Origin of the sequence: Curtobacterium sp. 179-B 9B NHS (assembly GCF_045370965.1) — a bacterium.
Classification (GTDB): Bacteria; Actinomycetota; Actinomycetes; order Actinomycetales; family Microbacteriaceae; genus Curtobacterium.
Map to the genome: position 1 here is coordinate 20,422 of NZ_JBIQDQ010000020.1, position 23,192 is coordinate 43,613.

Below are 23,192 nucleotides of genomic sequence, written 5' to 3' on the forward strand. Positions count from 1 at the left end.
ACGTGACACGGCCGACCGGACGAGCCGCAGCGGAGGTGTGCCGTGCCCGAGGGTGACACCGTCTTCCGCGCTGCCCGGCGCCTGCACACCGCGCTCGCGGGCAAGGTCCTGACCCGCTCGGACTTCCGCGTCCCCGCGTTCGCGACCCTCGACCTGGTCGGACGGACGGTCGACGAGGTCGTGCCCCGCGGCAAGCACCTGCTGCACCGCATCGGCGACGTGACCGTGCACTCGCACCTGAAGATGGAGGGCCGCTGGGACGTCTACGCGCCCGGGGAGCGGTGGCGACGGCCCGCGCACCAGGCCCGGGTCGTGCTCGACGCCGAGGACGTCTCCACCGTCGGGTTCACCCTCGGGGTGCTCGAGGTCGTCCCGCGCGACCAGGAGTCCGAGGTCGTCGGGCACCTCGGCCCCGACCTGCTCGGTCCCGACTGGGACGCCGACCGGGCGCTCGAGAACCTGACGGCGGACCCGGAGCGCCCGATCGGGCTCGCGCTGCTCGACCAGCGCGTGCTGGCCGGACTCGGCAACGTGTACCGGAACGAGCTGTGCTTCCTGCGGGGGGTGCTGCCGACGCGACCCGTCGGACAGGTGCCGGACCCGGCGCGGGCGATCGCGCTGTCCCACCGGCTCATCACGATGAATCGTGACCGCAGCAACCGCGTCACGACGGGCGTCGACCGGCCCGGGCGCCGCTTCTGGGTCTACGGCCGCGCCGGCAAGCCCTGCCTGCGGTGCGGGACCCCGGTGCGTCGGGGCGAGCTCGGCGACTCGGAGCTCACGCTGCGGGACACCTACTGGTGCCCGCGCTGTCAGACCTGAGCCGGGCCGGGGGTCAGCGGTCGGCGGCCTCGACGGCGCAGCTCTCGGCGCGCTTCGCGGCGTCGGAGTCCGCGCTGAACGCGCTCGGTGCCGGCGACGCCGAGCGTGACTCGTCCGAGGTGGCGTCCTTCGCGGTCTGGTTCACGGCGTAGATCGTGCCGTCCCAGTCGTCGGCCGTCGGGTCGGTCTCCGTCGCCCAGATGGTCAGCTCGTCGTCGTTGGCGTCCTTGCTGTCCGACGGCACGATCGACGCAGCCAGGTACCAGCCACCGTCGCCCTCCGCCACGTTCGCGAAGTCCGTCGTGTCGTGCGGACCGACCGCGGTGCCGATCGCGTCCACGGCGTTGCTCGCGGCGACGGCGCACTCGGTCGACTGCGACTTCTGCTCGTCCCCGGGGACCTTGCCGACCGGGTCGATGTTCTGGGCACCGCCCGGGTCGCACGCCGTCAGGAGCAGGGCGAGGGTGGCAGCGCCGAGCAGCGCGGTGGCGGTCTTGGCTCGCGTGGTCATGTGGTGGACGGTAGGCCGCGGTCCCCGTGCAGGACCCCAGGGCGTCCGGGAAGCGAACGACGGGCGGCACGCGGTCGGTGGACCGTCGTGCCGCCCGTCGGGCTCGCGCGGGGGACGGGCCGCTACGCCCGACCCTGGGTCATGATCCATGCGAGCAGGTACGACCGCGTGTTCGCCGAGTCGATCACCGCGTCCGGCAGCCGTTCCGCGTCGCGCAGGGCTGCCGCCGCGTCGGCCTTCCCGCCGAGCGCCCGGTACATGAGCAGGTAGTCGCCGAACTGGACGCCGTAGCGACCGTCCGGCACGGCCTCGTCGAGCACCCGCCCGATCTGCTGCCGGCCGCCCGCGTCGACGTACTCCGCCGCCATCGCGGGCATCGGGATGAGCTCGATCCCCGCCGGCGCCGCGGCCGCCGCGCTGAACCACGTCGCGTGGTCGCGCTTGCCGCCCCAGGTCAGCGAGACGACCCGGTGCGTGAAGCCCGGGAACGCCGACAGGTCCGGGTCGAGCACGTCGCGCTGCGCCGAGGCGGCCTCGTTCGACAGCAGCCAGGTGCCGGTGGACTCGAGCGAGGCCGACCCGGACACGGCACCCCAGCGGGCCAGGCCGTTCCACGCGGACACCGCCTCGGACGACGACTCCTGGTTGTTGCCGTCGGCGAAGGGCGCGTAGCCGGACGCCCAGGAGTGCTGCGCGTACGGGTCGTAGACGCGGAGCGCGGGGAACGACTCCGTCGCGGTCGGCGAGGCGATGTCCGCGGCGACGAGGTCCGCGACGGTGCGCCACTTCCGCACGAGGGACGCGTCACCGTCGGCCACCATCGCAGCGGCGGACAGCACGTACCCGTAGTGGAAGTGGTGGTCGTTGAACTCGTCCGAGCCGAACGACGCCTCCTGGCCGACGAGCCCGTGGACCTCGGGGTCGTAGGCGAAGCACCGCGCGGTCCTCCCGCCGCAGCCCGCCGGGTCGAACCACTGGTCGAGCTCCGCGACGACGGACGTCTTCAGCGCCGCGGCCTGGTCGTCGAGCCCGAGCGCGACGGCGAGCCGGTAGAGCGTGGCGACGCGGTACAGGTCCTTGCCGCCGCCGTACGAGTCGGCCGCGTACGACGAGGCGTCGACCCCGGCGGCGTCCTGCCGGACCTGTGCGGCCAGGGTGTCCCGCTGACCGTCGGACAGGCCGGACAGGTCGAGCCGGTCGGACGGCTCGACGGTGTCGGCGTCGAAGCGCAGCGCCGTCCCGGTGCAGACCGGCGCGGGACCCGTCAGGGTCGCGACCCGCAGGTCGGTGCACGTCAGCCCGTGGGTGCCCTGGCCAGGCTGCGGCACGAGCACCCCGGCACCGCCGTCGAAGTCGTACGACAGCGTGGTGCGCTGGGACCCACCGGACGCGCTGCGCTCCAGCGACGAGCCGGAGAGCGGCCGTGCGGCCGCGACGAGCCGGGAGACCTCGGACGACGACGCGCCGTCCGGTGTCGGCAGGAGCACGACCGACCCGCCGCTGCGCAGGCGCACGCCGGACGCGGCGACCGAGCCGTCGCGCACGACGACCTGCCAGGTGCGGCCGCCGCCGGACATCGTCGCCGTGCCGTCGCCGGTCGGGTCGAGTGGCGAGGTGCCGGTCAGCGTCTGGTCGCGGTCGGCGGTGTAGGTCACGAGGGGCGACCCCTCGGCGACGACCGAGTGCCCGAGCACGGTGTCGCCGTCACGGTGCTCGACGGTCACCGACACCGCGTCGTACGCCGACACGAGCGTGCTCGTCGCGCCGAGGTCGAAGCCGACCTGCGGTACGGCGCCGCCGGCGATGGTCTTCTCGGTCGCGGTCACGTCGGGCAGTCCGGCTGCGAAGCCGTGGTCGGTGACCTGCCACGAGATCGGCGTCGGGAACACCGGCTGGGGTGCGTCGCCGAACACCAGGCCGGAGAACCACCGGTTCGTCGGCGGGGTCAGTCCCTCGGCCAGGCGCATCGTGCCCACCGTCGACGACGCGACGTCGCCCAGGGCGGCGACCGCGCGTGCCTGGGCCGCCGCGTCGGTCGGGGTGGCCGACGGGGTCGGGTGGTCCGTGCCTCCCGTCCCGGTGCACGCAGCGAGCAGCAGGGCGACGGACGTCACCAGGGGGACGACCAGGAGCGTCGACCGGGAGGCCCGGCGTGCGCCCGCAGGGCGGCGGCCGGGGTGCAGGTGGTGCCGCACCGGCTACAGCCCGATCTGGCGCGAGAAGTCGCGGACGGCGTCGGTGACGCCCGCCAGCGTGCCGTCGTCGCGCAGGTGCAGGGTCGCGTCGACGGGCGTGCCCGGGCTCGTGATGCCCGACGACGGCGAGGCCGACAGCTCGGGGCTCTCGACGTCGACGGTGGTCTTCGCCCGGCCGTCGTCGTTCGTCTCCACGCTGACGCTCTTCACGGTGCCGGTGATGGTGCGGTCGTCCGGCAGGCGGAGCTCGACCTCGGCACCGTTCCGGATGCGCCCGTAGTCGCGTGCGGTGACGGTGAACTCCGAGGTGACGAAGAGGCTGTCCTCCTTGTGGATGGTGCCGAGCTCGGAACCGGCCTGCACGTACCCGCCGGTCTTCACGTCGATCTTCGCCACGGTGCCCGAGACCTCGGCCTTGAACGTGATGAAGCCGTCCTCGCCGATGTCGTACGCGCTCGTCTGCGTGTCCGCGCCGACGACGCCCTTCCGGATGTCCTGCGCCAGCTGCAGGCTCTGCACCTGCAGGAGCTTCTCGCCCTTGGTGACGGAGTCGCCCTCCTGGACGTACTCCTCGGTGACGGTCCCGCCGTAGTCGGTGCCGACGGCGTACTCCTGCGCGGCGATGGCCGCCGAGGTGCTCGCCACGGCGCTCTGACGCTGGTTGAACACGAGGGTGCACGCGGCGACGATCACCAGGACGACGACGAGGCCGCCGAAGAGTCGGAGTCGGTTGGTCCAGGTCATGCGCGGGGTCCGTCCTGCATCTGCATCGCGACGCCGGCGATCGCGGCGCGCTGGGGTTCGAGGGTGTCGGGGCGGACGACGGTCGTCCGCACGGGGCTGACCGGGGCCTGCACCAGCGGTGCGGCCGGTCGGACGGCCTCGCCGCGAGCGCGCTGCCGGTCGGCCACGCGGTTGCGGGCCTGCTCACGGAACGCCGCGACGATGAACGCGGCGAAGACCAGCGTGTTCGTGATGTTCCACGCGGTGGCGAGCGTGAACTGCCCGTTGCCGGTGTCCCGCCAGACCGCGACCACGCTGGTCAGGGTGAGGAACACGAAGACGAGCACCTGCGGCACGATGAAGTTGAACGGTGAGGGTGTCCGTCCGCGGTCGGCACCGGTGACGTGCCAGGCCTGCTCCTTGCCGCACAGCACGTTCCAGAGCGCGCTCGCGTAGATCGGGAAGGACACCGCCGCGAGCAGGAGCGTCTCGTAGCGGAACGAGCCGAGCGCGTAGAAGGCCAGCACCACCTGCATGAGGTAGAACCCGAGGTAGAACAGCACCCACTCGCCCGCACCGATCGACAGGTTCATCGGGCGGAGGTCGAAGAAGATCTCGAGCGGCGGCACGAGGAGCAGGAGCCCGGGGACGATGCCCGTCAGGTAGAAGCTCGCCGTCACCAGGTACTGCAGGCGCTGGTCCATCGTCAGGCGGTGCTTCGGGTTGAACGGGAAGTGCGTCAGCAGGATCTCGAACCCGCCGGTCGCCCAGCGCAGCTGCTGCTTCGTGAAGCCCTCGATGGTCTCGGGAGCGTCGCCGACGGCGAGGGTCATCGGGATGAAGACCGACTTCCACCCGCGCTCGTGCAGCATCAGGCTGGTCCAGACGTCCTCGGACTTCGAGTCGGTGTGCATGCCGCCGATGTCGTCGATCGCGCTGCGGCGGAAGATGACGTTCGTGCCGACGCAGAACGCCGCGTTGAAGCGGTTCCGGCCGGGCTGGATGAACTTGTAGAAGACGGTCTGCATGTACCCGGCGCCGCGGGACACCAGGTTGTGCAGGTTGCCGTAGGTCTGGGGCGTCTGCACGAACGCGATGGTGTCGTCCGCGAAGAACGGCACGGTCTCGAACAGGAACTCCGGCTCCGGGACGAAGTCGGCGTCGAACACGGCGTAGTAGTCGCCCTTGGCGAGGGTCAGGGCGTGGTTGATGTTGCCGGCCTTGGCACCGTGCGACGACAGCCGGCGGACGTACCGCGCGCCGAGCCGGGCGGCGAGCGCCTGGACCTCGTCGCTCCGGCCGTCGTCGAGCACCCACGTGCGGTGCTCGCCGCGCATCGCGACCGCTGCCCGCACGGTGGCGGCGATCTTGGACAGTTCCTCGCCGTAGACGGTGATGAAGACGTCGACCTCGACCTGACGGCCCCGCACGTGCATCGGCCAGCGGTGGGGCTGGTCGGTGAGCCCGTCGCGCTCGATCGTGTCCCGGTCGAACAGGGTGTCCTGCGTGTGGTGGAACGCGAAGTCCCGCGGGTCGGCACCGCCGGACAGGATCGTCCACATCGACAGCAGCGCCTGGCCGACCAGCACGCTCTCCGCCACGATCACCAGGCCGTACGGCAGGAAGTCGCCGCGGTTCGCGGGGTCGAGGAGGAACACCGCGTAGGCCATCACGCCGAGGGTCGCGACGAGCACGATGAGCACCATGACGGGGCTGTGCGCGCGGCTCTCGGAGCGGGGTCGCACGTGCCCGACCTGCTCGGCCTGCCGGCGTCGACGGGCGCGCTCGCGGTCACGCGGGGTGAGCGGCTGGGGGAGCGGCTGCGGCGGGAGCGCCTGCTGCTGGAGCAGTCGGGGCTGCTGGAGCTGTCCCGTCTGCTGCGGCGGGACGGGCTGGGCCGCGTCCGGGGACTGCGGCTGGGCGCTCCGGCGGTACTGCGGGGTGCTGGCGTCCGGGCGTGCGCGACGGACGTCCGTTGGTGCGGACATGAGGATCTCCTGTCGGGTCGGGAGAAGCTCGCGGCCCGCAGGCAGGGACGCCGACGGGTCGCGAGACGGGCGTCGGCGACTGTGGCGACATGGGCCCGGACCGTCGGGATGGGTCCGGCTCGGCGAGGGACCAGGGATCCTGCGCCGGGGAGGTCGCGACCGAGGGTGCGGTCGCGGTGTTCGGTGTGTCGAGAGCGGTCGTGCGACGACGGCCCGTGCCGTCGGTCGAGTGCGACACTACGACCCGCTCGACGCGCTCGGGTGTCCGTCGTGTGAATCCCGCAGGACCCCGCTGCTTCTTGCGGTTTCCCGCATCACCGCGTTGCGGGATCGGGTGGGGGCGCCACCACTCCCCTGCTCCCCCGCCCCGCCGCTCCCCCGCTCTCTCGCTCTCTCGCTCTTTCGCGAGACGCAACGAGGGCGGCTGCTCGCAGCGGTACAGCGCTGCGAGCAACCGCCGGGGTTGCGTCCTGCGGAGGGCGAGGGGGCGTCAGGCGGCGGAGCGCTCGGCGGCCGGACGACGGCGGAGCTCGGGTCGCAGGAGCGCGGGCGGCTGGTACTGCTGGTCGAGCCGCGTGACGTCGGTGCCCGGCGGGACGATCGCGTCGATGCGGTCGAGCACCTCGTCGGAGAGCGCGACGTCCGCCGCCGCCAGCAGGTCGTCGAGTTGTTCCACCGACCGCGGCCCGATCAGCGCGCTCGTCACGCCGGGGTGGGCGATCGCGAACGCGAGGGCGAGGTGGGTGGTGGGGATGCCGGTCTCCTCGGCGAGGGCGACGACCTGCTCCACGGCGTCGATCCGCCGGTCGTCCTGGTCGTGGCGGAACATGCCCGCCCGCGACAGGTCGTTCTGCTGTCCCCGACGGAAGCGCCCGGTCAGCATGCCGCCGGCGAGCGGACTCCACACCAGCGCTCCCATGCCGTAGCGCTGGGCGACCGGCAGGACCTCGCGCTCGATGCCCCGGCTGAGGATCGAGTAGGTCGGCTGCTCGGACCGGAAGCGCTCGAGACCGCGACGCTCGGAGGTCCACTGCGCCTCGACCTGCATCGATGCGGGGAAGTCCGACGAGCCGATCGCACGCACCTTGCCGCTCCGGACGAGGTCGGTGAGTGCGGACAGGGTCTCCTCGAGGTCCACGGTGTCGTCGGGGCGGTGTGCCTGGTAGAGGTCGATGTGGTCGGTCTGCAGGCGTCGGAGCGAGTCCTCGACCGCCGTGGTGATCCAGCGGCGGGAGTTGCCGCGCCGGTTCGGGTCGTCTCCCATCGGGCCGTTGAACTTCGTGGCGAGGACGACGTCGTCGCGCCGGCCCTTGATCGCCTTGCCGACGAGCACCTCGGACCCGCCCTGCGAGTAGCGGTCGGCGGTGTCGATGATGTTGATGCCGGCGTCGAGCGCGCGGTGCACGATGCGGATGGAGTCCTGCTCGTCGCCGTTGCCGATGCGACCGTCGGTGCCGAGCATCATGGCGCCGAGCGCGAAGGGGCTGACCTGGATGCCGGTGCGGCCGAGGGTGCGGTACTGCATGGTGGTGCCTCCTGTCGGTGGCGTCCCGAGGCCGGTCGTCGTAGGCTGGCTCGAAGCGGAACGCTCTTCCGCAACGATACGGAAAGCTGTTCCGTTTCCGCAAGCCCTCACCGCGACCCCGTTCGGAGGAACCGTGCGCGCCGATGCCCGCCGCAATCTCGACGCCCTCGTCGACGCTGCCCGTCAGGTGTTCGCCGACCAGGGCGTCGACGCTCCCGCCAGGGTGATCGCCGACCTCGCCGGCGTCGGTGTCGGCACGCTGTACCGCCACTTCCCGCAGCGCTCCGACCTGGTGGTCGCGGTGTTCCAGCAGGCCGTCGAGGAGTGCGCCGACGCCGCCGCGGACCTCGCCGAGCACCACGAGCCGGACGACGCCCTCGCGCTCTGGCTCCAGCGGTTCACCGGGTTCGTCGCGACGAAGCGCGGGCTCGCTGCGGCGCTCCAGTCCGGTGACCCGGCGTTCGAGGGACTGCACCCCTGGTTCATCGGTCGACTCGGCGGGGCGCTGACCGGACTGCTCGACGCGGCCTCGGCAGCGGGGACCATCCGCAACGACATCGACGCCACGCAGCTGCTCCGCGCGGTCGCCGACCTCTGCCACGGGGCGCCGACGACCGAGCAGAGCCAGCAGCTGGTCGGACTGCTCGTCGACGGGCTGCGCTGGCGGGCGACCGTCTGATCCGGCACCGCCGGCGGGGTCCGCAACCCGCTGGGCGGGGCGGAGAGCGTCCGCGGTCAGCCGGGCTGGTGCAGTCGCTCGTGCGCGGTCGCCCGCACGGCCTCGGTCACCCGTTCGAGCAGCGGTGACGCCAGGTTCCACCGCTGCCACCACAGCGCCACGTCCGCCCGACGCCCCGGCGTGAGCTCGACGAGTGCTCCGCTGCGCAGGCCGTCGAGGCACTGAGCCTCCGGCAGCATCCCCCACCCGAAGCCGAGCGACACCGCGCGCGCGAAGTCTGCCGACGTCGGGACGAAGTGCCGCGGCCCGCGAGGGGCGTGCCCGAGGACCCGGCGGAGGTACCCCTGCTGCAGGTCGTCGTCGCGGTCGTAGTCGACGAGCGGGACCGCGTCGAGCCGTGCGGTCATCTGCCGCTCGGACACCGCACCGGCGAGGTACCGGTCGACGAAGGCAGGCGCGGCGACGGCCCGGTAGCGGTCGACCCCGAGTGCCACCGACGAGCAGCCCTGCACCGGGTGGGCCTCGGCGGTGACCGCGGCCATCACGGTACCCGCACGGAGGAGCTCGGCGGTGCGGTCCTGGTCCTCGCGGTGCAGGTCGAACACGACCTCGGTGTCGGCTCGGACGAGCGCGAGTGCGTCGAGGAACCACGTGCCGAGCGTGTCCGCGTTCACGGCGAGCGGGATCGACGGCACGACGGGCGCGTCCGCATCCCCGACCGCGCCGAGCGCCCGGGCGGTCTCGTCCTCGAGGAGCCGGGCCTGCCGTGCGTGCCGGAGCACGACCGCACCGTCGGCGGTGGGCGCGACCGGCGTCGTCCGCTGGAGCAGCACCCGGCCGAGCTGCTGCTCCATCGCCTTGATGCGCTGCGACACCGCGGACGGGGTGATCGCGAGGGCACGGGCCGCAGCGTCGAGCGTGCCGTGGTCGACGGCGGCGAGGAGCGTCTCGAGGTGGTCCCGCTGCAGACGGAGCATGCAGCAGAGCTTACGGACCTTCAGGAACGTGAGCTGGACTGCACCGGGGGTCGCTCCTACCGTCGAGACCGTGACCGTCCTCCTCCCCCTGTTCGCCGGCCTCGGCACCGGCCTCGCCCTGATCGTCGCGATCGGGGTGCAGAACGCGTACCTGCTCCGGCTCGCGGTCAGCGCCCCGGCGCGGGTCGTCGCCGCCGCGGTCGCCGTCTGTGCGGTGTCCGACGCGGTGCTCATCGTCGCCGGGGTGCTCGGCGTCGGGGTCGTCGTCGAGCGGTTCCCCGTCGCGCTCGTGGGGGTGCGGTTCGTGGGCGCGGCGTTCCTCGTGGTGTACGGGGTGTTCGCGGCCCGCCGGGCGTTCCGTCCCACCGGGGAGGCCATGGCCGTCGAGCAGGAGGCGGCGGACGACGGCGTGGTGGCGCCGATGACGGTCGCGCCCACGGCGGTCGCGGCGCCTGCGACGGCCTCGTCCGAGACGGCCGCGCAGGCGGCTGGTGACCCCGGACCGGCCGCGGGCCGAGCCGCGCGGCGGGCCGCCGACACCGTCGTTCCCGACGGCGGGGGCGGGGCTGCGGGACGGAGTGCGGAGGAGCCTCCCGGCCGGACCACGACACCCGCGGTCGCGACGCGGACCGCCTCCGCAGCACGCGCCGTCCCGACCCTCGGTGCGGCGGTCGCGACGATGCTCGTGTTCACGTGGGCGAACCCGCACGTGTACCTCGACACCCTCGTGTTCCTCGGTTCGGTGGCGAACCAGCAGGGTGTCGACGACCGCTGGTGGTGGACCGTCGGCGCGGTCGCCGCGAGCTGCCTCTGGTTCGGCGCACTCGGGTTCGGGGGACGACTGCTCCGACCGCTGTTCGCGAAGCCGCTCACCTGGCGGGTCTTCGACGGGCTCGTCGCCGTCGTGATGCTGTCGTTCGGCGTCGCGCTCGCCGTCGGGGCGTAGCCGCGGCGGCGCGGGGCGCGCGGCGCGGGGCCGGGGGGCGGGGGGGGGGCCGCCCCCCCCCCCCGCCTCCCGTCCGGTCCAGCGCTGTGGCGCTACGCGCCCTGCTGCCACCAGCTGTCGAAGGGCGTCGCGGGCACGCGACGCTTGTGCTCGGTCGCTCGGTAGCGCGACTCGATCGCCTCGGCGACCTCCTCGGGGACGTCGTGCCCCTGCAGGTACGCGTCGATCTCGACGTAGGTCAGGCCGAGGTTGGCCTCGTCGGTCTGCCCGGGCAGGTCGTCGAGCAGGTCCGCGGTCGGCGCCTTCTCGTACAGGCGAGCCGGCGCCCCCAGGTGCTCGAGGAGCTGCCGCCCCTGGCTCTTCGTCAGCCCGGTCAGCGGGGTGAGGTCGACGCCGCCGTCGCCGTACTTCGTGAAGAAGCCCGTCACGGCCTCGGCCGCGTGGTCCGTGCCGACGACCAGCAGTCCGCGCTGCCCGGCCACGGCGTACTGGGCGACCATGCGCATGCGCGCCTTGACGTTGCCCTTCACGAAGTCGCTGAGCGCGACGCCGGACGCCGCGGTGTCCTGCACCACGCCGTCGACGCCGTGCTCGATGTTCACCACGATGCCGGGGTCGGCGGCGATGAACTGCAGCGCGAGCTGCGCGTCGTCCTCGTCGGCCTGCACCCGGTACGGCATGCGGACGGTGACGAACTCGGCCTCGCGTCCCTCGGCGCGGAGGGACTCGACGGCGAGCTGGGTGAGCCGCCCCGCGAGCGTGGAGTCCTGCCCGCCGCTGACGGCGAGGACGAATCCCTTCGCGCCGGTCGTGGTCAGGTAGTCACGCAGGAACGCGACACGGCGGGCGACCTCCTGCTCGGGGTCGATGGTCGGCTGGACGTCGAGGTCCGCAGCGATGGTGGCTTGGAGTTCACGCACCCGACCAGTATCCCGCCGCACCGTCGCGCACGACCGGATTCACCGGAGGCACGCGGCTGGTGTTCACCCGTTCGACTCAGGCGACCGTCGGGGCGGCGGGGTGCCGGATGGTGTTGTCGTGGTCGGCACCGATCGCGCACGTGCAGACCACGCGGAGCATCTCGTCGGTCCGGGTGAGCCGGAAGCGTTCGACGTGCGGCGGACCGACGTGACGGTCGAACGGATGGGTGTCGTGGTCGTGCACGTCGGGTCCTCCCTGATCCGGGTCCCGCTGGTGAGACGGGACGGGCCACACGGCCCCTGCCGAGGATCATCCGCGCGCAGGCAGGACGGCGCGAGCCCCCGTCCGGGGGCCGCGTCAGACCTGCTCGCCGAGGAAGTCCGCGTACGAGGGTTCGTCGTGCTCGGGACCGGCGGGCACGGAGGCGTCCGAGGTGCCGCCGACGCGGTCGGCGATCAGCTCGGCGACCTCCTCGGGTGAGCGCATGCCGTGACGGTGCCAGTCCTCGACGGGACGGGGCGTCACGAGAGCACCTGCAGGGTCGTGGCGGCGAAGGTGGAGACGGGGGTGCGGGTGTGCCCCGCCGGGAAGTCGAGGTGCGTGCAGCACGGGTACGTGGCGGTCATGAGGACCAGCCCTTCATCGAGGTGTTGCTCACCCCGGATCCGACCGGGCCGTCCCGCTGTGCCAGACCCCGCGGACCGCGAGGGCATCGTGACGACGGGACCCTGTGAGTGAACCCGGTGGCCCCAGCGTAGAAGCGGGACAGGAGCGCGTCCAGGTCGATGCGCTTAGCGGCGTCGCCGGACGTCCCCGGCCGCGGGTCGGCTGCGTCGGGACCGCGGGTCGGCTGCGTCGGGACCGCGGGTCGGCTGCGTCGGGACCGCGGGTCGGCTGCGTCGGTAGCGTGGGAGGCTCCGCACCACCACCGAGGAGCCTCATGCCCCTGTTCGGCAACCACCCCACCACGTCCGACGCGACACCGGGACCACTCGCCCGCAAGTGGACCGACGGGTTCGGCAGTCTCGCGACCCGGTGCCTGCAGGTGATCGTCGTGCTCGTGATCGCGATCGGCATCGTGTACGCCGCCGCGACCCTGAGCGTCGTGACGATCCCGGTGCTCCTCGCCCTGATCATCGCGTCCGCCATGCACCCGGTCGTGTCCTGGCTCCGACGGCACAAGGTGCCCTCGGTGCTCGCGACCCTCGCGGTCCTGCTCGGCGTCCTCGTCGTGCTCGGCCTCGTCGGTTGGCTGATCGTCGTCGCGGTCATCTCGCAGTGGCCCGACCTGCAGAAGTCGGCGATCAGCGGTTTCCAGCAGCTGCAGGACACCGTCGCGCACCTGCCGTTCTCGATCTCCGACCAGCAGGTCGACCAGGTGGTGAACGGCGTCCAGGACTTCCTGACCAGCTCGCAGTTCGGGTCGGGCGCCCTGGCCGGGGCGTCGGCCACCGCGAACTTCCTGACCGGCCTGGTGCTGATGATCGTCGTGCTGTTCTTCTTCCTCAAGGACGGGCCGGCGATCTGGGAGTTCCTGCTCCGTCCGTTCACCGGCGCCCGGTACGAGCGTGCACGCCGCGTCGGTGACCGCGTCGTGCAGACCCTCGGCGGCTACGTCCGCGGCACGGCGAGCGTCGCGGCGGTCGACGCGATCGGCATCGGCGTCGGGCTGGCGATCGTCGGGGTGCCGCTCGCGCTCCCCCTCGCCGTCGTCGTGTTCATCACCGCGTTCATCCCGATCGTCGGCGCCACCGCCGCGGGCATCCTCGCCGCGCTCGTCGCCCTCGTCGCGAACGGCCCCGTGGCCGCGCTGATCGTCGTGGGCATCGTGGTGCTCGTCAACCAGCTCGAGGGCAACCTGCTGCAGCCGGTGCTGATGGGCAAGACGCTCAAGCTGCACGGCCTGGTGATCCTGATCGGCCTGACCGCGGGCACCGTGCTCGCGGGCATCACCGGCGCGATCATCTCGGTGCCGCTCCTCGCGGCGGCCTGGGGCGCCGTGCAGGTGTGGGGCGGTCCGGACCGGCCGGCGGAGCCGTGGCGCCAGAAGCGGCCGGAGACCGCCGAGCGGCGGTAGCGGGTCCCACGGGACGGACGGGAGGCGCGGTGCCGGTCGGTACCGCGCCTCCCGTCCGTCGTGTGGGCGCGTCGGCGGCTGGTCGCGGCAGCGCGGCGCTGTCGTACGACGCGGCCGCTGTCGCACGACGACGGTGATGTCGCACGAACCGACCTCGCTCGTGCCGGATCGGCCGAAACGACACCGCCGCTGTCGCACGACGACGGTGATGTCGCACGGCCCGACCCCCACTCCCGACGCGAGGGACGTCCCGCGCCGAAGCACCTGTCGATCGACCCGCGCAATGTCGGCCGATGCACCCGCGACCGATGCAGGCGCACAGGACGACACCGCGCACGTCGTTCGACGCGCGCAACGTCGAAGTGCGCGTGTGCACGCCGCTCGGAAGAGCCACACGCCCTCTCCCGACGCACGCCACGGACGACGAACGGGAGCCCCTGCGCGCGGCAGGGGCTCCCGTTCGTGTCGGTGCGGTGTGTGTCAGTCGGTACCGGAGTCGAAGGCGGCGCCCTCGGACGCGGCGTCCGTCGCGCGACCGAGTGCCTCGTCCTCGCTGGACACGACGGCTCCGCCGAGGATCTCCTCGGCCTCGCCCGACTGCAGCTCGCCGACGAGTTCGCCCGTCGCGCCGCCGATCAGCCCGGCCGCCGCGTACTGCTCGAGGCGCGAGCGCGAGTCCGCGATGTCGAGGTTGCGCATCGTGAGCTGCCCGATGCGGTCGTCCGGACCGAACGCTGCGTCGCCGACACGCTCCATCGAGAGCTTGTCCGGGTGGTACGACAGCGCCGGACCCGTGGTGTCGAGGATCGTGTAGTCGTCACCACGCCGCAGGCGCAGCGTGACCTCACCGGTGACGGCGGAGGCGACCCAGCGCTGCAGCGACTCGCGCAGCATGAGGGACTGCGGGTCGAGCCACCGGCCCTCGTACATCAGACGTCCGAGACGACGACCCTCGTTGTGGTACGCCGCGACGGTGTCCTCGTTGTGGATCGCGTTGAGCAGACGCTCGTAGGCGATGTGCAGCAGGGCCATGCCCGGCGCCTCGTAGATGCCGCGGCTCTTGGCCTCGATGATGCGGTTCTCGATCTGGTCGCTCGCGCCGAGGCCGTGGCGACCACCGATGGCGTTCGCCTCGTACACGAGCGCGACGGCGTCGGCGTACTCGACGCCGTTGATGGCGACCGGGCGGCCGGCCTCGAAGCGGACCGAGACCTCTTCGGTGGCTACCTCGACGTCGTCACGCCAGGCGGCGACGCCCATGATCGGCTCGACGATGTCCAGACCGCTCGAGAGCTCCTCGAGGCTCTTCGCCTCGTGCGTTGCTCCCCAGATGTTCGCGTCGGTCGAGTAGGCCTTCTCGGTGGAGTCGCGGTACGGGAACCCACGGGCGACGAGCCACTCGCTCATCTCCTTGCGACCGCCGAGCTCCTCGACGAACTCGGTGTCGAGCCACGGCTTGTAGACGCGCAGCCGCGGGTTGGCCATCAGGCCGTAGCGGTAGAACCGCTCGATGTCGTTGCCCTTGTAGGTGGAGCCGTCGCCCCAGATGTCGACCCCGTCCTCCTTCATGGCGCGGACGAGCATCGTGCCCGTCACCGCGCGGCCGAGCGGCGTCGTGTTGAAGTAGGTCTTGCCGCCGGAGCGGATGTGGAAGGCACCGGTCTGCAGGGCGACGAGGCCCTCTTCGACCAGGGCGCTCTTCGCGTCGACGATGCGGGCGATCTCGGCGCCGTACTCCTTCGCGCGACCCGGGACGGCGTCGATGTCCGGCTCGTCGTACTGGCCGATGTCGGCCGTGTACGTGCAGGGCACCGCTCCCTTCTCGCGCATCCAGGCGACCGCGCAGGAGGTGTCGAGACCTCCGGAGAACGCGATGCCGACTCGTTCGCCGACGGGGAGACTGCTCAGGACCTTGGACACGGGGTCAATCGTACGGGGCGCTGGGCCCGGGCTACCGTCCAGGGCGACGGTTGTGGAGAACCCGTTCCGGCCCAGACGACGGCTGGTGCAACGATCGGTGCCCCTGGACGAGCACCGCAGGGACGCGAACCCGCGCTCGACGCGGTGCCCCCGGACGACGTGGTGCCCCTGGAGGGACTCGAACCCCCAACCGTTTCCTTAGGACGGAACTGCTCTTCCATTGAGCTACAGAGGCTGGCCCGTCCACTCTAGCGGCGGTACGGCTCCAGGAACGCGCAGACCTCGTCCACGAACAGCTCCGGCTGCTCGAACGGCGCGAAGTGCCCGCCCCGGTCGAGTTCGTGGTGGTGCACGAGGTTCGTCGTGCGCTCGAGCCACTCCCGCGGAGCCCGCACGATGTCGCCCGGGAACACCGAGAACCCCGACGGCACCTCCACCCGTCGACGCAGTTGCGAAGCGGGGATCGCCGCGTTCGCGTGGTACATCCGCATGGAGGACCCGATCGTCGCCGTCGCCCAGTACTCGGTCAGCAGCGCCAGGACCTCGTCCCGCGTGTACACCGACCACAGGTCGCCGCCGCAGTCGCTCCACGACCGGAGCTTCTCGACGATCCACGCAGCGAGACCCGCGGGTGAGTCGGTCAGCCCGACGGCGGCGGTCTGGGGCTTCGTGCGGTGCATCATCGCGTAGGCGCCCTCGGCGGTCCGCCACCGCTCGGTCGCCTGCACGAAGGCCCGCTCCGCCGGGGACAGCTCCGTGGTGTCGATCCCGGGCCACGCCAGCCCGCCGTCGATCCGGTGCACGGCGACCACACGGTCGGGGTGGTCGAGTGCGAGGTACCGGACGACGTGCGTCCCGATGTCCCCGCCGGACGCAGCGAACCGGTCGTACCCGAGGTCCGTCATCAGTGTCGCCCACATGCCCGCCACCTCGCGGGCATCGAGCACGCGCGGTGGCGCGTCCGAGAACCCGTACCCGGGCATGTCCGGCACGACGACGTCGAACCCGGCCTCGACGAGCATCGGCAGGACCTTGCGGTACCGCCACCCGGAGTCCGGCCACCCGTGGGCGAGCAGCAGCGGGAGGGCGTCGGGACGGCCGGATCGCGCATCAAGCACGTGCACTCGGACGCCGTCGACGACGTGCCGCTCGGACGGCAGCGCGGCGAGCTGCTCCCGGTGCCCGTCGAAGTCGAACCCGTCGGCCCAGTACTCGCCCAGCGGCCGGAGCTCGTCCACGTCGACGCCGAGCGACCACCCGGTGCCGGCGGGCGCGTCCGGCCAGCGGGTGGCGCGGAGTCGGACACGGAGGTCCCCGATCGTGGCGTCGTCGATCACGGGCGTCTCGCTCATGGCTCGCACGCTACGCGCCGCCGCTGCCCCAGTGCGACGGGCGGACGACGTCAACTGGGAGCCGCGTGCGCTCGTCGCCCTGCGCCGCGTTGACCTGCATCTGGGTCAGGAAGAGGGAGCCCGAGAGGTCCGCCCCGTGCACGCGCGCACCACGCAGGTCTGCGCCGAGCAGGTCGACTCCGCCGAGGTCGGCCCCCGAGAGGTCAGCGCCGATCAGGTACGCGCCGCGGAGGTCCGCCCCGCACAGGCTGACGCCGTGGAAGCGCCGACCAATCAGGTCGGCCCCGGGCGACAGGACCGTGGGCAGGACCGTCGCGTACCCGCCCCGCACCTCGGCGCTCACCTCGACCAGGACCGCGCGGACCTCCTCGTGCAGCCCGACCAGGTCGAGCCCGAGGACCGCGGTCGGCCCCTGCCCGATCGCGTCCTCGATCCGCTCCACCAACACTGCCGACGCCTCGGGCTGGAACCTGCGGACCGCGCCCTCGGCCAGGTACCAGAGGAGGTCGTGGAGCTGTCGGACGACACGGAAGACGGCGAACATCTCGACCCGCACGTCCTGGCGCTGGTGCCGGTCCACGCCACCGTAGAGCTGTCCGGTGACGCGCTGTCCGGCACCGGCGCAGTCGAAGACGGTGCAGCCGCGGTACCCGCGTGGCCGGAGTGACTCGTGGACGGTGCACGAGAAGTCGTCGGCGAGGTTCCGGCACGGGTCGCCCGGCGCCTTGTCGACGGGGAAGTCAGCGGACCGCGTGAAGCCGAACGCGGCGCAGCAGAGGGCCGCGCATGACCCGCAGTCGGCGCGCAGGTCGGCGCGGTCGGGTCCGGGGAACGAGGAAGAGGTCATCGGTGGTCGTCCAGTGTGTCGAGGTGGAGGTGGCGACGGCGGGGACTCCCGAGGAGTCCACCCGCAGGGCACACGCGACCACCGCCTCCTGGACGAGGCGACGAAGCAGCTGGGTCACAGCGATGAGCGGATCACTGCGGCCAGACTACGCGACGGACGGGAGGCACGGGGCGGCCCCGCCACGCGCCTCCCGTCCGTCGCGACGCCGGGCCGGCGCTACGCGGCCACCAGGTACTCGTCCCACTCCGACTGCGGGCGCTCGATCCCCCGCACCACCCAGGACGCACCGTGCGGCGCCTTCGGCCGGAAGCGCAGCCGCCACCCCATCTCCTGCGGGGTGCGGTCGCCCTTCGTGTTGTTGCAGGCCAGGCAGCAGGCGACGAGGTTCTCCCACGAGTCCTGGCCGCCGCGCGACCGGGGCTGCACGTGGTCGATCGTGGTGGCGTGCCGGTCGCAGTAGGCACAGCGATTGGCGTCACGCCGCAGGACCCCGCGTCGCGAGACCGGCACGAGTCTCGCGTGCGGGATCCGCACGTAGCGGGTCAGGATGATGACGGACGGACGATCGAAGCTCGCGGAGGACCCCGAGACCGGGTGGTCGAGGTCGGCGGCGATGACGGCGGCCTTCTGGTTCATGACCAGCACGAGGGCCCGTCGGTCCGAGATCACCGCGAGGGGCTCGTAACCGGCGTTGAGGACGAGAGTGCGCATGGGTTCCCTTCCGACGGTGCCTGGACGGCTTCCAGGCGCTGCGGGTGCGTCGGGTCGATCGACGTCGACAGGGGACCGCGACCTGTGACCACGCCCTGAACCACGAAGAGCACCACCCGGATGGGCAGTGCTCTCGTCAGACAGGGGCGTGATGGTGCACGCAGGGGGCGGTCGACCGTATGTCCACGAGCGCGCGCCGACCCGTGGTGCGGGTCGTGCGGAACGCTGACATGAGGTCTCCCGTGTTCGGGCCGGATCGGACCGGTGCAGCACCAGGGTACGTCGGAAACCGGCCCGACACGAGGGTGTGCGGACCGGTTTCCGGGAGTGTTCACGGGAACGACACCAGGGTCGTCACCGTCGTGCGGGTGCTCGGGTCAGATGCCGAAGCGCACGATGTGGTAGCTGCTCGTCCAGATCGGGCGGATCGAGACGGAGCCACCGGGCTTCGGCGCGTCCATGATCATGCCGTTGCCCATGTAGAAGCCGTCGTGCGAACCGTCGTTGAAGATGACGACGTCGCCCGGCTGCGCCTGGGACTCGGGGATCGTGGTGCCCGCGGCGTCCTGCAGCGGGACCGAGTGCGGCAGGCTGATGCCGTACTGCGCGTAGACGTACATGATGTAGCCCGAGCAGTCGAAGCCGGACGGGTCCGCGCCGCCGAAGACGTACGGGGTGCCGATGTACTGCTTCGCGGTGGCGACGACGGCCGGCAGCGAGAACGGGGTGTTCGCGGCGGCCGCCGTGGTGGCGATCTCGTTCGCGGACGGGCCGCTGTACGACGAGTACTGCTTCGCGGTCTGCGCGCGCGCCGCCTGGGTCGCTGCGGCCTGGGCCTGCGCAGCCGCGGCCTGCTCGGCGGCGGCCTTCTGCGCGGCCTCGGCGTCGAGGGTGGACTGCGCGGTCGCGCCGTAGCCGTCACGCGACGTCCCGGCGAGGGCCACGGCGTCGGACACCGAGAACTGCTGTGCCTGGGTCGTGCGGACCTGGCGCTGCGCGTCGGCGGCGGTCGAACCGGTCTGCTGCGTCGCGGCGAAGGCCGGGGCGACGGCCACGGTGCCGAACATGCCGGCGGCGACCGTCAGCACGACGGGGGCGAGGAACCGGCGCTTGCGGGCCGAGCTGCTCGCCTTGGCGGTCTCGGCGGCGCGGGCGGCCTGCGCAGCGCGACGGCCGCCGGGGAGCGGTGCGTCGCGGACGGGGGTGATGCGACGGGCGGGGGCTTCGGTCTGGCGCGCGGCCCGCCGGGTGAGCGGGGCGTCGTTCGCGGTGTTCGTCGGGTTGGCGGGCGTCTGGTCGTCCGCGGCGGAACCGGTCTGCGTCAAGGGTGGTGTCTCCGGCGTCTCGTCACCGTCTCCGCCTGGGTCAGGGCGGAGGGGCGGACCCCATCCGTTCGTCATCGTTTCCGATCGAGGCAGGAGACGGGTTCGAGACGTCCTGCCACGGGTCCTGGGCCTCGTGGGCGGCCCGGGGACTCGACGAGTGTACGTGGGGGCCGTTACCTTGTCGAGATGAAACGACGGTTCGGTAACGGAACGATCACGAACCCCTGATCAGCAGCGACCGAGCCTCGTGACCTTGTGCCGATTCTCAGGCTCGGACGGAGCACCGACGGTCAGTCCCGCTCGATGTAGACGTGCTGCGCGACCTCGGTCGGCAGCTCGATGCCGGCGTCCTCGCCGTCCACCCGGACCGCGACGTACGCACCGGCGCGCTGCACCCGGGCGACACGGCCGGGCATGACGCCGGCGGTGCGCAGCTGGTGCAGCAGCTCGGGCTCGAACTGCACCGGTTCGCCCAGGCGACGCACGACGCCGACCGCGACGGCGTCCGTGCCGTCGGTCGCCGCGACGATGTTCTGCACACCGTCGAGGAACTGCCCCGCCGTCGGTCCACCGATCTCGGCGAGCCCGGGGATCGGGTTGCCGTAGGGCGACTCCGTGGGGTTGCCGAGCATCTCGAGCAGTCGGACCTCGACCTGCTCGCTCATCACGTGCTCCCAGCGGCAGGCCTCGTCGTGCACGAAGGCCCAGTCGAGTCCGATCACGTCGGCGAGGAGCCGTTCGGCCAGCCGGTGCTTGCGCATCACGTGCGTCGCCCGCGAGCGACCCTCGCCCGTGAGCTCGAGGTGGCGGTCACCGGAGACGACGACCAGACCGTCGCGCTCCATCCGCGCGATCGTCTGGGAGACGGTGGGACCGGAGTGTCCGAGACGCTCGGAGATGCGCGCGCGCAGCGGCACGATCCCCTCTTCCTCGAGGTCGAGGATCGTCCGCAGGTACATCTCCGTGGTGTCGACGAGATCGGTCACGGTCCGCCTCTCATGTCTGGGCCCAGCCCGATCCACCCTACTTGAGCAGTGCGACAAGACCGCACCGACGGGCGCGCTCCACGGCCTGGAGGCGCGGGTCGGGTCCGCCCCGTCCGGCCGGTCCAGGGTCGGTGACGGTGGGATACCGCTCGCTAGGATCGGCGCATGGCAGACATCGTCATCCCCGCCGAACTCCTCCCGACCGACGGACGCTTCGGCTGCGGCCCGTCCAAGATCCGCGGCGCGCAGCTCGAGTCACTCGTGACCCGCGGGGCGACGATCCTCGGGACGTCCCACCGCCAGAAGCCCGTGAAGGACCTCGTCGGCAGCGTCCGCCGCGGCCTCGCCGACCTCTTCCAGCTCCCGGACGGCTACGAGGTCGTCCTCGGCAACGGCGGCTCGACCGCGTTCTGGGACGCCGCCGCCTTCGGGCTGGTCGAACGTCGTGCCGAGAACCTGTCCTTCGGCGAGTTCGGCTCGAAGTTCGCCAAGGCCACGGACACCCCGTGGCTCGAGACCCCGCACGTCGTCGAGGCACCCGGCGGCTCGCTCGCCGCGCTCGAGCCCGTCGAGGGCGTCGACGTCTACGCCTACCCGCACAACGAGACCTCGACCGGCGTCATGGCGCCCGTCGTCCGCGCTGCGGGTGACGACGGCGCGCTGACCGTCGTCGACGCCACGAGCGCCGCCGGTGGTGCCGCGTTCGACGTCGCCGCGACCGACGTCTACTACTTCGCGCCCCAGAAGAACTTCGCCTCGGACGGAGGGCTGTGGCTCGCCCTGTTCTCCCCCGCCGCGATCGAGCGCGTCGAGCGCATCGCCGCCTCGGACCGCTACATCCCGGAGTTCCTCTCCCTGCAGAACGCCGTCGACAACTCGCGGCTCGACCAGACGCTGAACACCCCGGCGCTCGCGACCCTGCTGCTGCTCGACGACCAGGTCGACTGGATCAACCAGTCCGGTGGTCTGGCGTGGGCCGACACCCGCACGAAGACGTCGTCGTCGACGATCTACGACTGGGCCGAGGCCTCCGACCACGCCACCCCGTTCGTCACCGACCCCGCCCACCGGTCGCAGGTCGTGGCGACGATCGACCTCGACGAGTCGATCGACGCGAAGGCCGTCGCCGCGACGCTCCGCGCGAACGGCATCGTCGACACCGAGCCGTACCGGAAGCTCGGCCGCAACCAGCTCCGTGTCGCCACGTTCACCGCGATCGACCCGGACGACGTGGCGAAGCTCGTGCGGGCGATCGACTTCGTCATCGGCGAGCTGCGCGGCTGAGACGCCAGCACGGACGGACGGGTCGAGCCGGTCGAGCTCGAGGTCCTGGTCGGGGTCGGTCGGCCGGACGCGGGACGCCCGACGACGCGAGCCGCGGGAGCGCACCGGAGCGGGGTCCTCGGCGACGTCGTCCGCCGCGTCGTCATCGGAGTCGTCGTCCGCCGCGTCGACGTCGACGCCGTCGAGCTCGTCGTCGTCCGACTCCGCGAGGTCGTCCTCGTCGTCCTCGAACTCGTCGTCGTCGTCCGAGGCGTCGTCGTCTGCCTCGTCGTCGTCCGGGTCGTCGTAGTCGGACTCCTCGGCGTCGTCGAGGTCGTCGTCCTCGTCGTCGTCCTCGTCGTCCGACTCGTCGTCGTCGTCCTCGTCCGCCTGGCCGGCGCGGTACTCCGCCATCCGGTCCGCCCACGGCACCCAGTCCGGAGCGACCAGCGAGCCGTCGCCGGGCATCAGCTCGACCTCGAGCACGGTGGGCTCGTCGCCCTCGACCTGCGCGATCGAGACCGTCCAGCGCCACCCGGGGTAACCGGGCATCCGGTTCGAGAACAGGACCGAGACGACGCCGTCACCCTCGTCCACGGTGCCGACCGGCTGGCCGACCGTCGACTCCGGCGTGACCTCGAGCAGCGCCTTCCGCGCGAGCTCCGTGTGGTCGACCATCAGGCGTCCAACTGGTCTGCGACGTGGCGCAGGATCGCGGCGAGGCGTTCGCCGTTCTTCGGGTAGCGCCCGTGGCGCAGGTCGCCGCTGACCCGGTCGAGCTCCTTCACCAGGTCCTCGACGATCACCGCCATGTCGTCGGCGGAGCGGCGGGACATCTTCGCGAGCGAGGGCGCCGGCTCGAGCAGCCGCACGGACAGCGCCTGCGAGCCCTTCTTGCCCTGCACGACGCCGTACTCGAGGCGGGTGCCGGCCTTGACCGAGGTGACGCCGTCCGGCAGCGAGGACGCGTGCAGGAAGACCGGCTCACCGTCGTCGCCGGTGATGAACCCGAACCCCTTCTGGTCGTCGTAGAACTTGACCTTGCCGGTGGGCATGCGTGGACTCCTCGTGGTCGTGGAACGGCCGTGGTGCGTCGGATATCCTGGGCCGATGGCCAAGCCGACCCGATCCACCGGGAACACGCGCGAACCCGCGGACACCCCGGTGACGTTCAATCGTACCGAACGCGTCCTCGGGTTCATGATCGGCGGCATCTTCATCGCCGGTCTCCTCTGCATCATCGCGATGGTCGTGATGTGGCTGACCGTCCCGAGCGCCAACGGATCGATGCCCTGGCCGGTGATCATGGCGGTCCCGCTGATCGGTCTGCCCATCGGCATGGTGCTGGTCCTCGTCCTGCTCGGACTGACCTGGACCAAGCGCGCCCGCGAGAACCGGTCGGACCGCTGAGGACCCGCGCGGAC

General features: G+C 72.1%; 22 protein-coding genes, 1 tRNA gene and 1 pseudogene. 6 read left to right on the forward strand and 18 right to left on the reverse strand.

The features are described from left to right. The first annotated feature begins 42 nt into the window (after positions 1-42). Entirely contained in the window at positions 43-822 is a 780-nt protein-coding gene (locus ACH0A8_RS14330) for an Fpg/Nei family DNA glycosylase (RefSeq protein WP_209684886.1), read from the forward strand. Between the two features lie 13 nt (positions 823-835). Here ACH0A8_RS14330 and ACH0A8_RS14335 read toward each other — a convergent pair whose 3' ends face one another. The 5 genes from ACH0A8_RS14335 to ACH0A8_RS14355 all read right to left on the reverse strand — a co-directional run bounded on the left by ACH0A8_RS14335 (position 836) and on the right by ACH0A8_RS14355 (position 7,764). Further along, positions 836-1,333, reverse strand: coding sequence for a hypothetical protein (locus tag ACH0A8_RS14335; protein ID WP_066657132.1), 498 nt, complete (start codon positions 1,331-1,333; stop codon positions 836-838). A gap of 122 nt (positions 1,334-1,455) precedes the next feature. Next, on the reverse strand, positions 1,456-3,447 hold the full coding sequence (locus tag ACH0A8_RS14340; RefSeq protein WP_400428734.1) for a glycosyl hydrolase: 1,992 nt from the start codon (positions 3,445-3,447) through the stop codon (positions 1,456-1,458). Positions 3,448-3,531: 84 nt separating this feature from the next. After that, the gene (locus ACH0A8_RS14345) at positions 3,532-4,272 is read right to left on the reverse strand and encodes an HlyD family efflux transporter periplasmic adaptor subunit (RefSeq protein WP_066657136.1); all 741 of its coding nucleotides are present in this window, start codon (positions 4,270-4,272) and stop codon (positions 3,532-3,534) included. Beyond that, positions 4,269-6,239 (reverse strand): glycosyltransferase family 2 protein, encoded by a 1,971-nt coding sequence (locus tag ACH0A8_RS14350; protein WP_406907419.1) that lies wholly within the window; start codon positions 6,237-6,239, stop codon positions 4,269-4,271. The genes ACH0A8_RS14345 and ACH0A8_RS14350 overlap by 4 nt, the downstream gene beginning before the upstream one ends. A 490-nt stretch (positions 6,240-6,729) precedes the next feature. Beyond that, a complete protein-coding gene (locus ACH0A8_RS14355; RefSeq protein ID WP_251155178.1) occupies positions 6,730-7,764 on the reverse strand; it encodes an aldo/keto reductase in 1,035 nt (344 codons plus the stop codon). A gap of 133 nt (positions 7,765-7,897) precedes the next feature. On the opposite strand from ACH0A8_RS14355, the gene ACH0A8_RS14360 reads away from it, so the two are divergent. Beyond that, positions 7,898-8,443 carry a TetR/AcrR family transcriptional regulator gene (locus ACH0A8_RS14360; RefSeq protein WP_406907420.1) on the forward strand — a complete coding sequence of 182 codons (546 nt, stop codon included), beginning with the start codon at positions 7,898-7,900 and terminating at the stop codon, positions 8,441-8,443. A gap of 56 nt (positions 8,444-8,499) precedes the next feature. Here the strand turns inward: ACH0A8_RS14360 and ACH0A8_RS14365 are convergent, their stop codons facing one another. Then, positions 8,500-9,420, reverse strand: a complete 921-nt coding sequence (locus ACH0A8_RS14365) for a LysR family transcriptional regulator ArgP (protein ID WP_406907421.1) — start codon at positions 9,418-9,420, stop codon at positions 8,500-8,502. A 70-nt stretch (positions 9,421-9,490) separates the two neighbouring features. On the opposite strand from ACH0A8_RS14365, the gene ACH0A8_RS14370 reads away from it, so the two are divergent. After that, positions 9,491-10,366, forward strand: a complete 876-nt coding sequence (locus ACH0A8_RS14370) for a LysE/ArgO family amino acid transporter (protein WP_406907422.1) — start codon at positions 9,491-9,493, stop codon at positions 10,364-10,366. Between the two features lie 92 nt (positions 10,367-10,458). Here ACH0A8_RS14370 and nadE read toward each other — a convergent pair whose 3' ends face one another. From nadE to ACH0A8_RS14385, 3 genes are all read right to left on the reverse strand, one after another. Beyond that, on the reverse strand, positions 10,459-11,286 hold the full coding sequence (gene nadE / locus ACH0A8_RS14375; RefSeq protein WP_406907423.1) for an ammonia-dependent NAD(+) synthetase: 828 nt from the start codon (positions 11,284-11,286) through the stop codon (positions 10,459-10,461). 76 nt (positions 11,287-11,362) lie between these two features. Continuing rightward, positions 11,363-11,530 carry a hypothetical protein gene (locus tag ACH0A8_RS14380; RefSeq protein WP_158407773.1) on the reverse strand — a complete coding sequence of 56 codons (168 nt, stop codon included), beginning with the start codon at positions 11,528-11,530 and terminating at the stop codon, positions 11,363-11,365. A gap of 114 nt (positions 11,531-11,644) precedes the next feature. Further along, positions 11,645-11,773, reverse strand: coding sequence for a hypothetical protein (locus tag ACH0A8_RS14385; protein ID WP_268746754.1), 129 nt, complete (start codon positions 11,771-11,773; stop codon positions 11,645-11,647). Positions 11,774-12,227: 454 nt separating this feature from the next. Here ACH0A8_RS14385 and ACH0A8_RS14390 point away from each other — a divergent pair, with 454 nt between their 5' ends. Further along, positions 12,228-13,364, forward strand: a complete 1,137-nt coding sequence (locus tag ACH0A8_RS14390; RefSeq protein WP_209685455.1) for an AI-2E family transporter — start codon at positions 12,228-12,230, stop codon at positions 13,362-13,364. A gap of 480 nt (positions 13,365-13,844) precedes the next feature. Here ACH0A8_RS14390 and argG read toward each other — a convergent pair whose 3' ends face one another. The 7 genes from argG to ACH0A8_RS14425 all read right to left on the reverse strand — a co-directional run bounded on the left by argG (position 13,845) and on the right by ACH0A8_RS14425 (position 20,505). Next, the gene (gene argG, locus ACH0A8_RS14395) at positions 13,845-15,284 is read right to left on the reverse strand and encodes an argininosuccinate synthase (RefSeq protein ID WP_209685453.1); all 1,440 of its coding nucleotides are present in this window, start codon (positions 15,282-15,284) and stop codon (positions 13,845-13,847) included. A gap of 160 nt (positions 15,285-15,444) precedes the next feature. Further along, a tRNA-Arg gene (locus ACH0A8_RS14400) sits at positions 15,445-15,519 on the reverse strand. Between the two features lie 13 nt (positions 15,520-15,532). Further along, positions 15,533-16,636, reverse strand: coding sequence for an epoxide hydrolase family protein (locus ACH0A8_RS14405; RefSeq protein ID WP_406907424.1), 1,104 nt, complete (start codon positions 16,634-16,636; stop codon positions 15,533-15,535). Between the two features lie 10 nt (positions 16,637-16,646). Next, positions 16,647-17,483 carry a pentapeptide repeat-containing protein gene (locus ACH0A8_RS14410; RefSeq protein WP_406907425.1) on the reverse strand — a complete coding sequence of 279 codons (837 nt, stop codon included), beginning with the start codon at positions 17,481-17,483 and terminating at the stop codon, positions 16,647-16,649. Between the two features lie 216 nt (positions 17,484-17,699). Beyond that, positions 17,700-18,194 carry an HNH endonuclease gene (locus ACH0A8_RS14415; protein ID WP_066656516.1) on the reverse strand — a complete coding sequence of 165 codons (495 nt, stop codon included), beginning with the start codon at positions 18,192-18,194 and terminating at the stop codon, positions 17,700-17,702. A 377-nt stretch (positions 18,195-18,571) separates the two neighbouring features. After that, positions 18,572-19,519: a C40 family peptidase gene (locus ACH0A8_RS14420; protein ID WP_066656519.1), complete on the reverse strand. Its 948-nt coding sequence runs from the start codon at positions 19,517-19,519 to the stop codon at positions 18,572-18,574. A gap of 290 nt (positions 19,520-19,809) precedes the next feature. Next, on the reverse strand, positions 19,810-20,505 hold the full coding sequence (locus ACH0A8_RS14425) for a metal-dependent transcriptional regulator (protein WP_066656523.1): 696 nt from the start codon (positions 20,503-20,505) through the stop codon (positions 19,810-19,812). 165 nt (positions 20,506-20,670) lie between these two features. On the opposite strand from ACH0A8_RS14425, the gene serC reads away from it, so the two are divergent. Then, positions 20,671-21,789 carry a phosphoserine transaminase gene (gene serC / locus ACH0A8_RS14430; RefSeq protein WP_066656526.1) on the forward strand — a complete coding sequence of 373 codons (1,119 nt, stop codon included), beginning with the start codon at positions 20,671-20,673 and terminating at the stop codon, positions 21,787-21,789. A gap of 342 nt (positions 21,790-22,131) precedes the next feature. Here the strand turns inward: serC and ACH0A8_RS14435 are convergent. Further along, positions 22,132-22,446 (reverse strand): annotated as a pseudogene (locus ACH0A8_RS14435) (DUF3027 domain-containing protein); the annotation flags it as partial. After that, entirely contained in the window at positions 22,446-22,823 is a 378-nt protein-coding gene (locus tag ACH0A8_RS14440) for a cold-shock protein (RefSeq protein WP_066656529.1), read from the reverse strand. The gene ACH0A8_RS14440 and the pseudogene ACH0A8_RS14435, both read right to left, overlap by 1 nt. A gap of 55 nt (positions 22,824-22,878) precedes the next feature. On the opposite strand from ACH0A8_RS14440, the gene ACH0A8_RS14445 reads away from it, so the two are divergent. Further along, a complete protein-coding gene (locus ACH0A8_RS14445; RefSeq protein WP_066656531.1) occupies positions 22,879-23,178 on the forward strand; it encodes a hypothetical protein in 300 nt (99 codons plus the stop codon). Positions 23,179-23,192: the final 14 nt, after the last annotated feature.

Bases quoted from the DNA above. Each gene is read 5' to 3' on its own strand.
- ACH0A8_RS14335 (WP_066657132.1), bottom strand. From the start codon at position 1,333: ATGACCACGCGAGCCAAGACCGCCACCGCGCTGCTCGGCGCTGCCACC.
- ACH0A8_RS14345 (WP_066657136.1), bottom strand. From the start codon at position 4,272: ATGACCTGGACCAACCGACTCCGACTCTTCGGCGGCCTCGTCGTCGTC.
- ACH0A8_RS14350 (WP_406907419.1), bottom strand. From the start codon at position 6,239: ATGTCCGCACCAACGGACGTCCGTCGCGCACGCCCGGACGCCAGCACC.
- ACH0A8_RS14355 (WP_251155178.1), bottom strand. From the start codon at position 7,764: ATGCAGTACCGCACCCTCGGCCGCACCGGCATCCAGGTCAGCCCCTTC.
- ACH0A8_RS14365 (WP_406907421.1), bottom strand. From the start codon at position 9,420: ATGCTCCGTCTGCAGCGGGACCACCTCGAGACGCTCCTCGCCGCCGTC.
- ACH0A8_RS14385 (WP_268746754.1), bottom strand. From the start codon at position 11,773: ATGCGCTCACCCGAGGAGGTCGCCGAGCTGATCGCCGACCGCGTCGGC.
- ACH0A8_RS14390 (WP_209685455.1), top strand. From the start codon at position 12,228: ATGCCCCTGTTCGGCAACCACCCCACCACGTCCGACGCGACACCGGGA.
- ACH0A8_RS14405 (WP_406907424.1), bottom strand. From the start codon at position 16,636: ATGAGCGAGACGCCCGTGATCGACGACGCCACGATCGGGGACCTCCGT.
- ACH0A8_RS14410 (WP_406907425.1), bottom strand. From the start codon at position 17,483: ATGACCTCTTCCTCGTTCCCCGGACCCGACCGCGCCGACCTGCGCGCC.
- ACH0A8_RS14415 (WP_066656516.1), bottom strand. From the start codon at position 18,194: ATGCGCACTCTCGTCCTCAACGCCGGTTACGAGCCCCTCGCGGTGATC.
- serC (WP_066656526.1), top strand. From the start codon at position 20,671: ATGGCAGACATCGTCATCCCCGCCGAACTCCTCCCGACCGACGGACGC.
- ACH0A8_RS14440 (WP_066656529.1), bottom strand. From the start codon at position 22,823: ATGCCCACCGGCAAGGTCAAGTTCTACGACGACCAGAAGGGGTTCGGG.
- ACH0A8_RS14445 (WP_066656531.1), top strand. From the start codon at position 22,879: ATGGCCAAGCCGACCCGATCCACCGGGAACACGCGCGAACCCGCGGAC.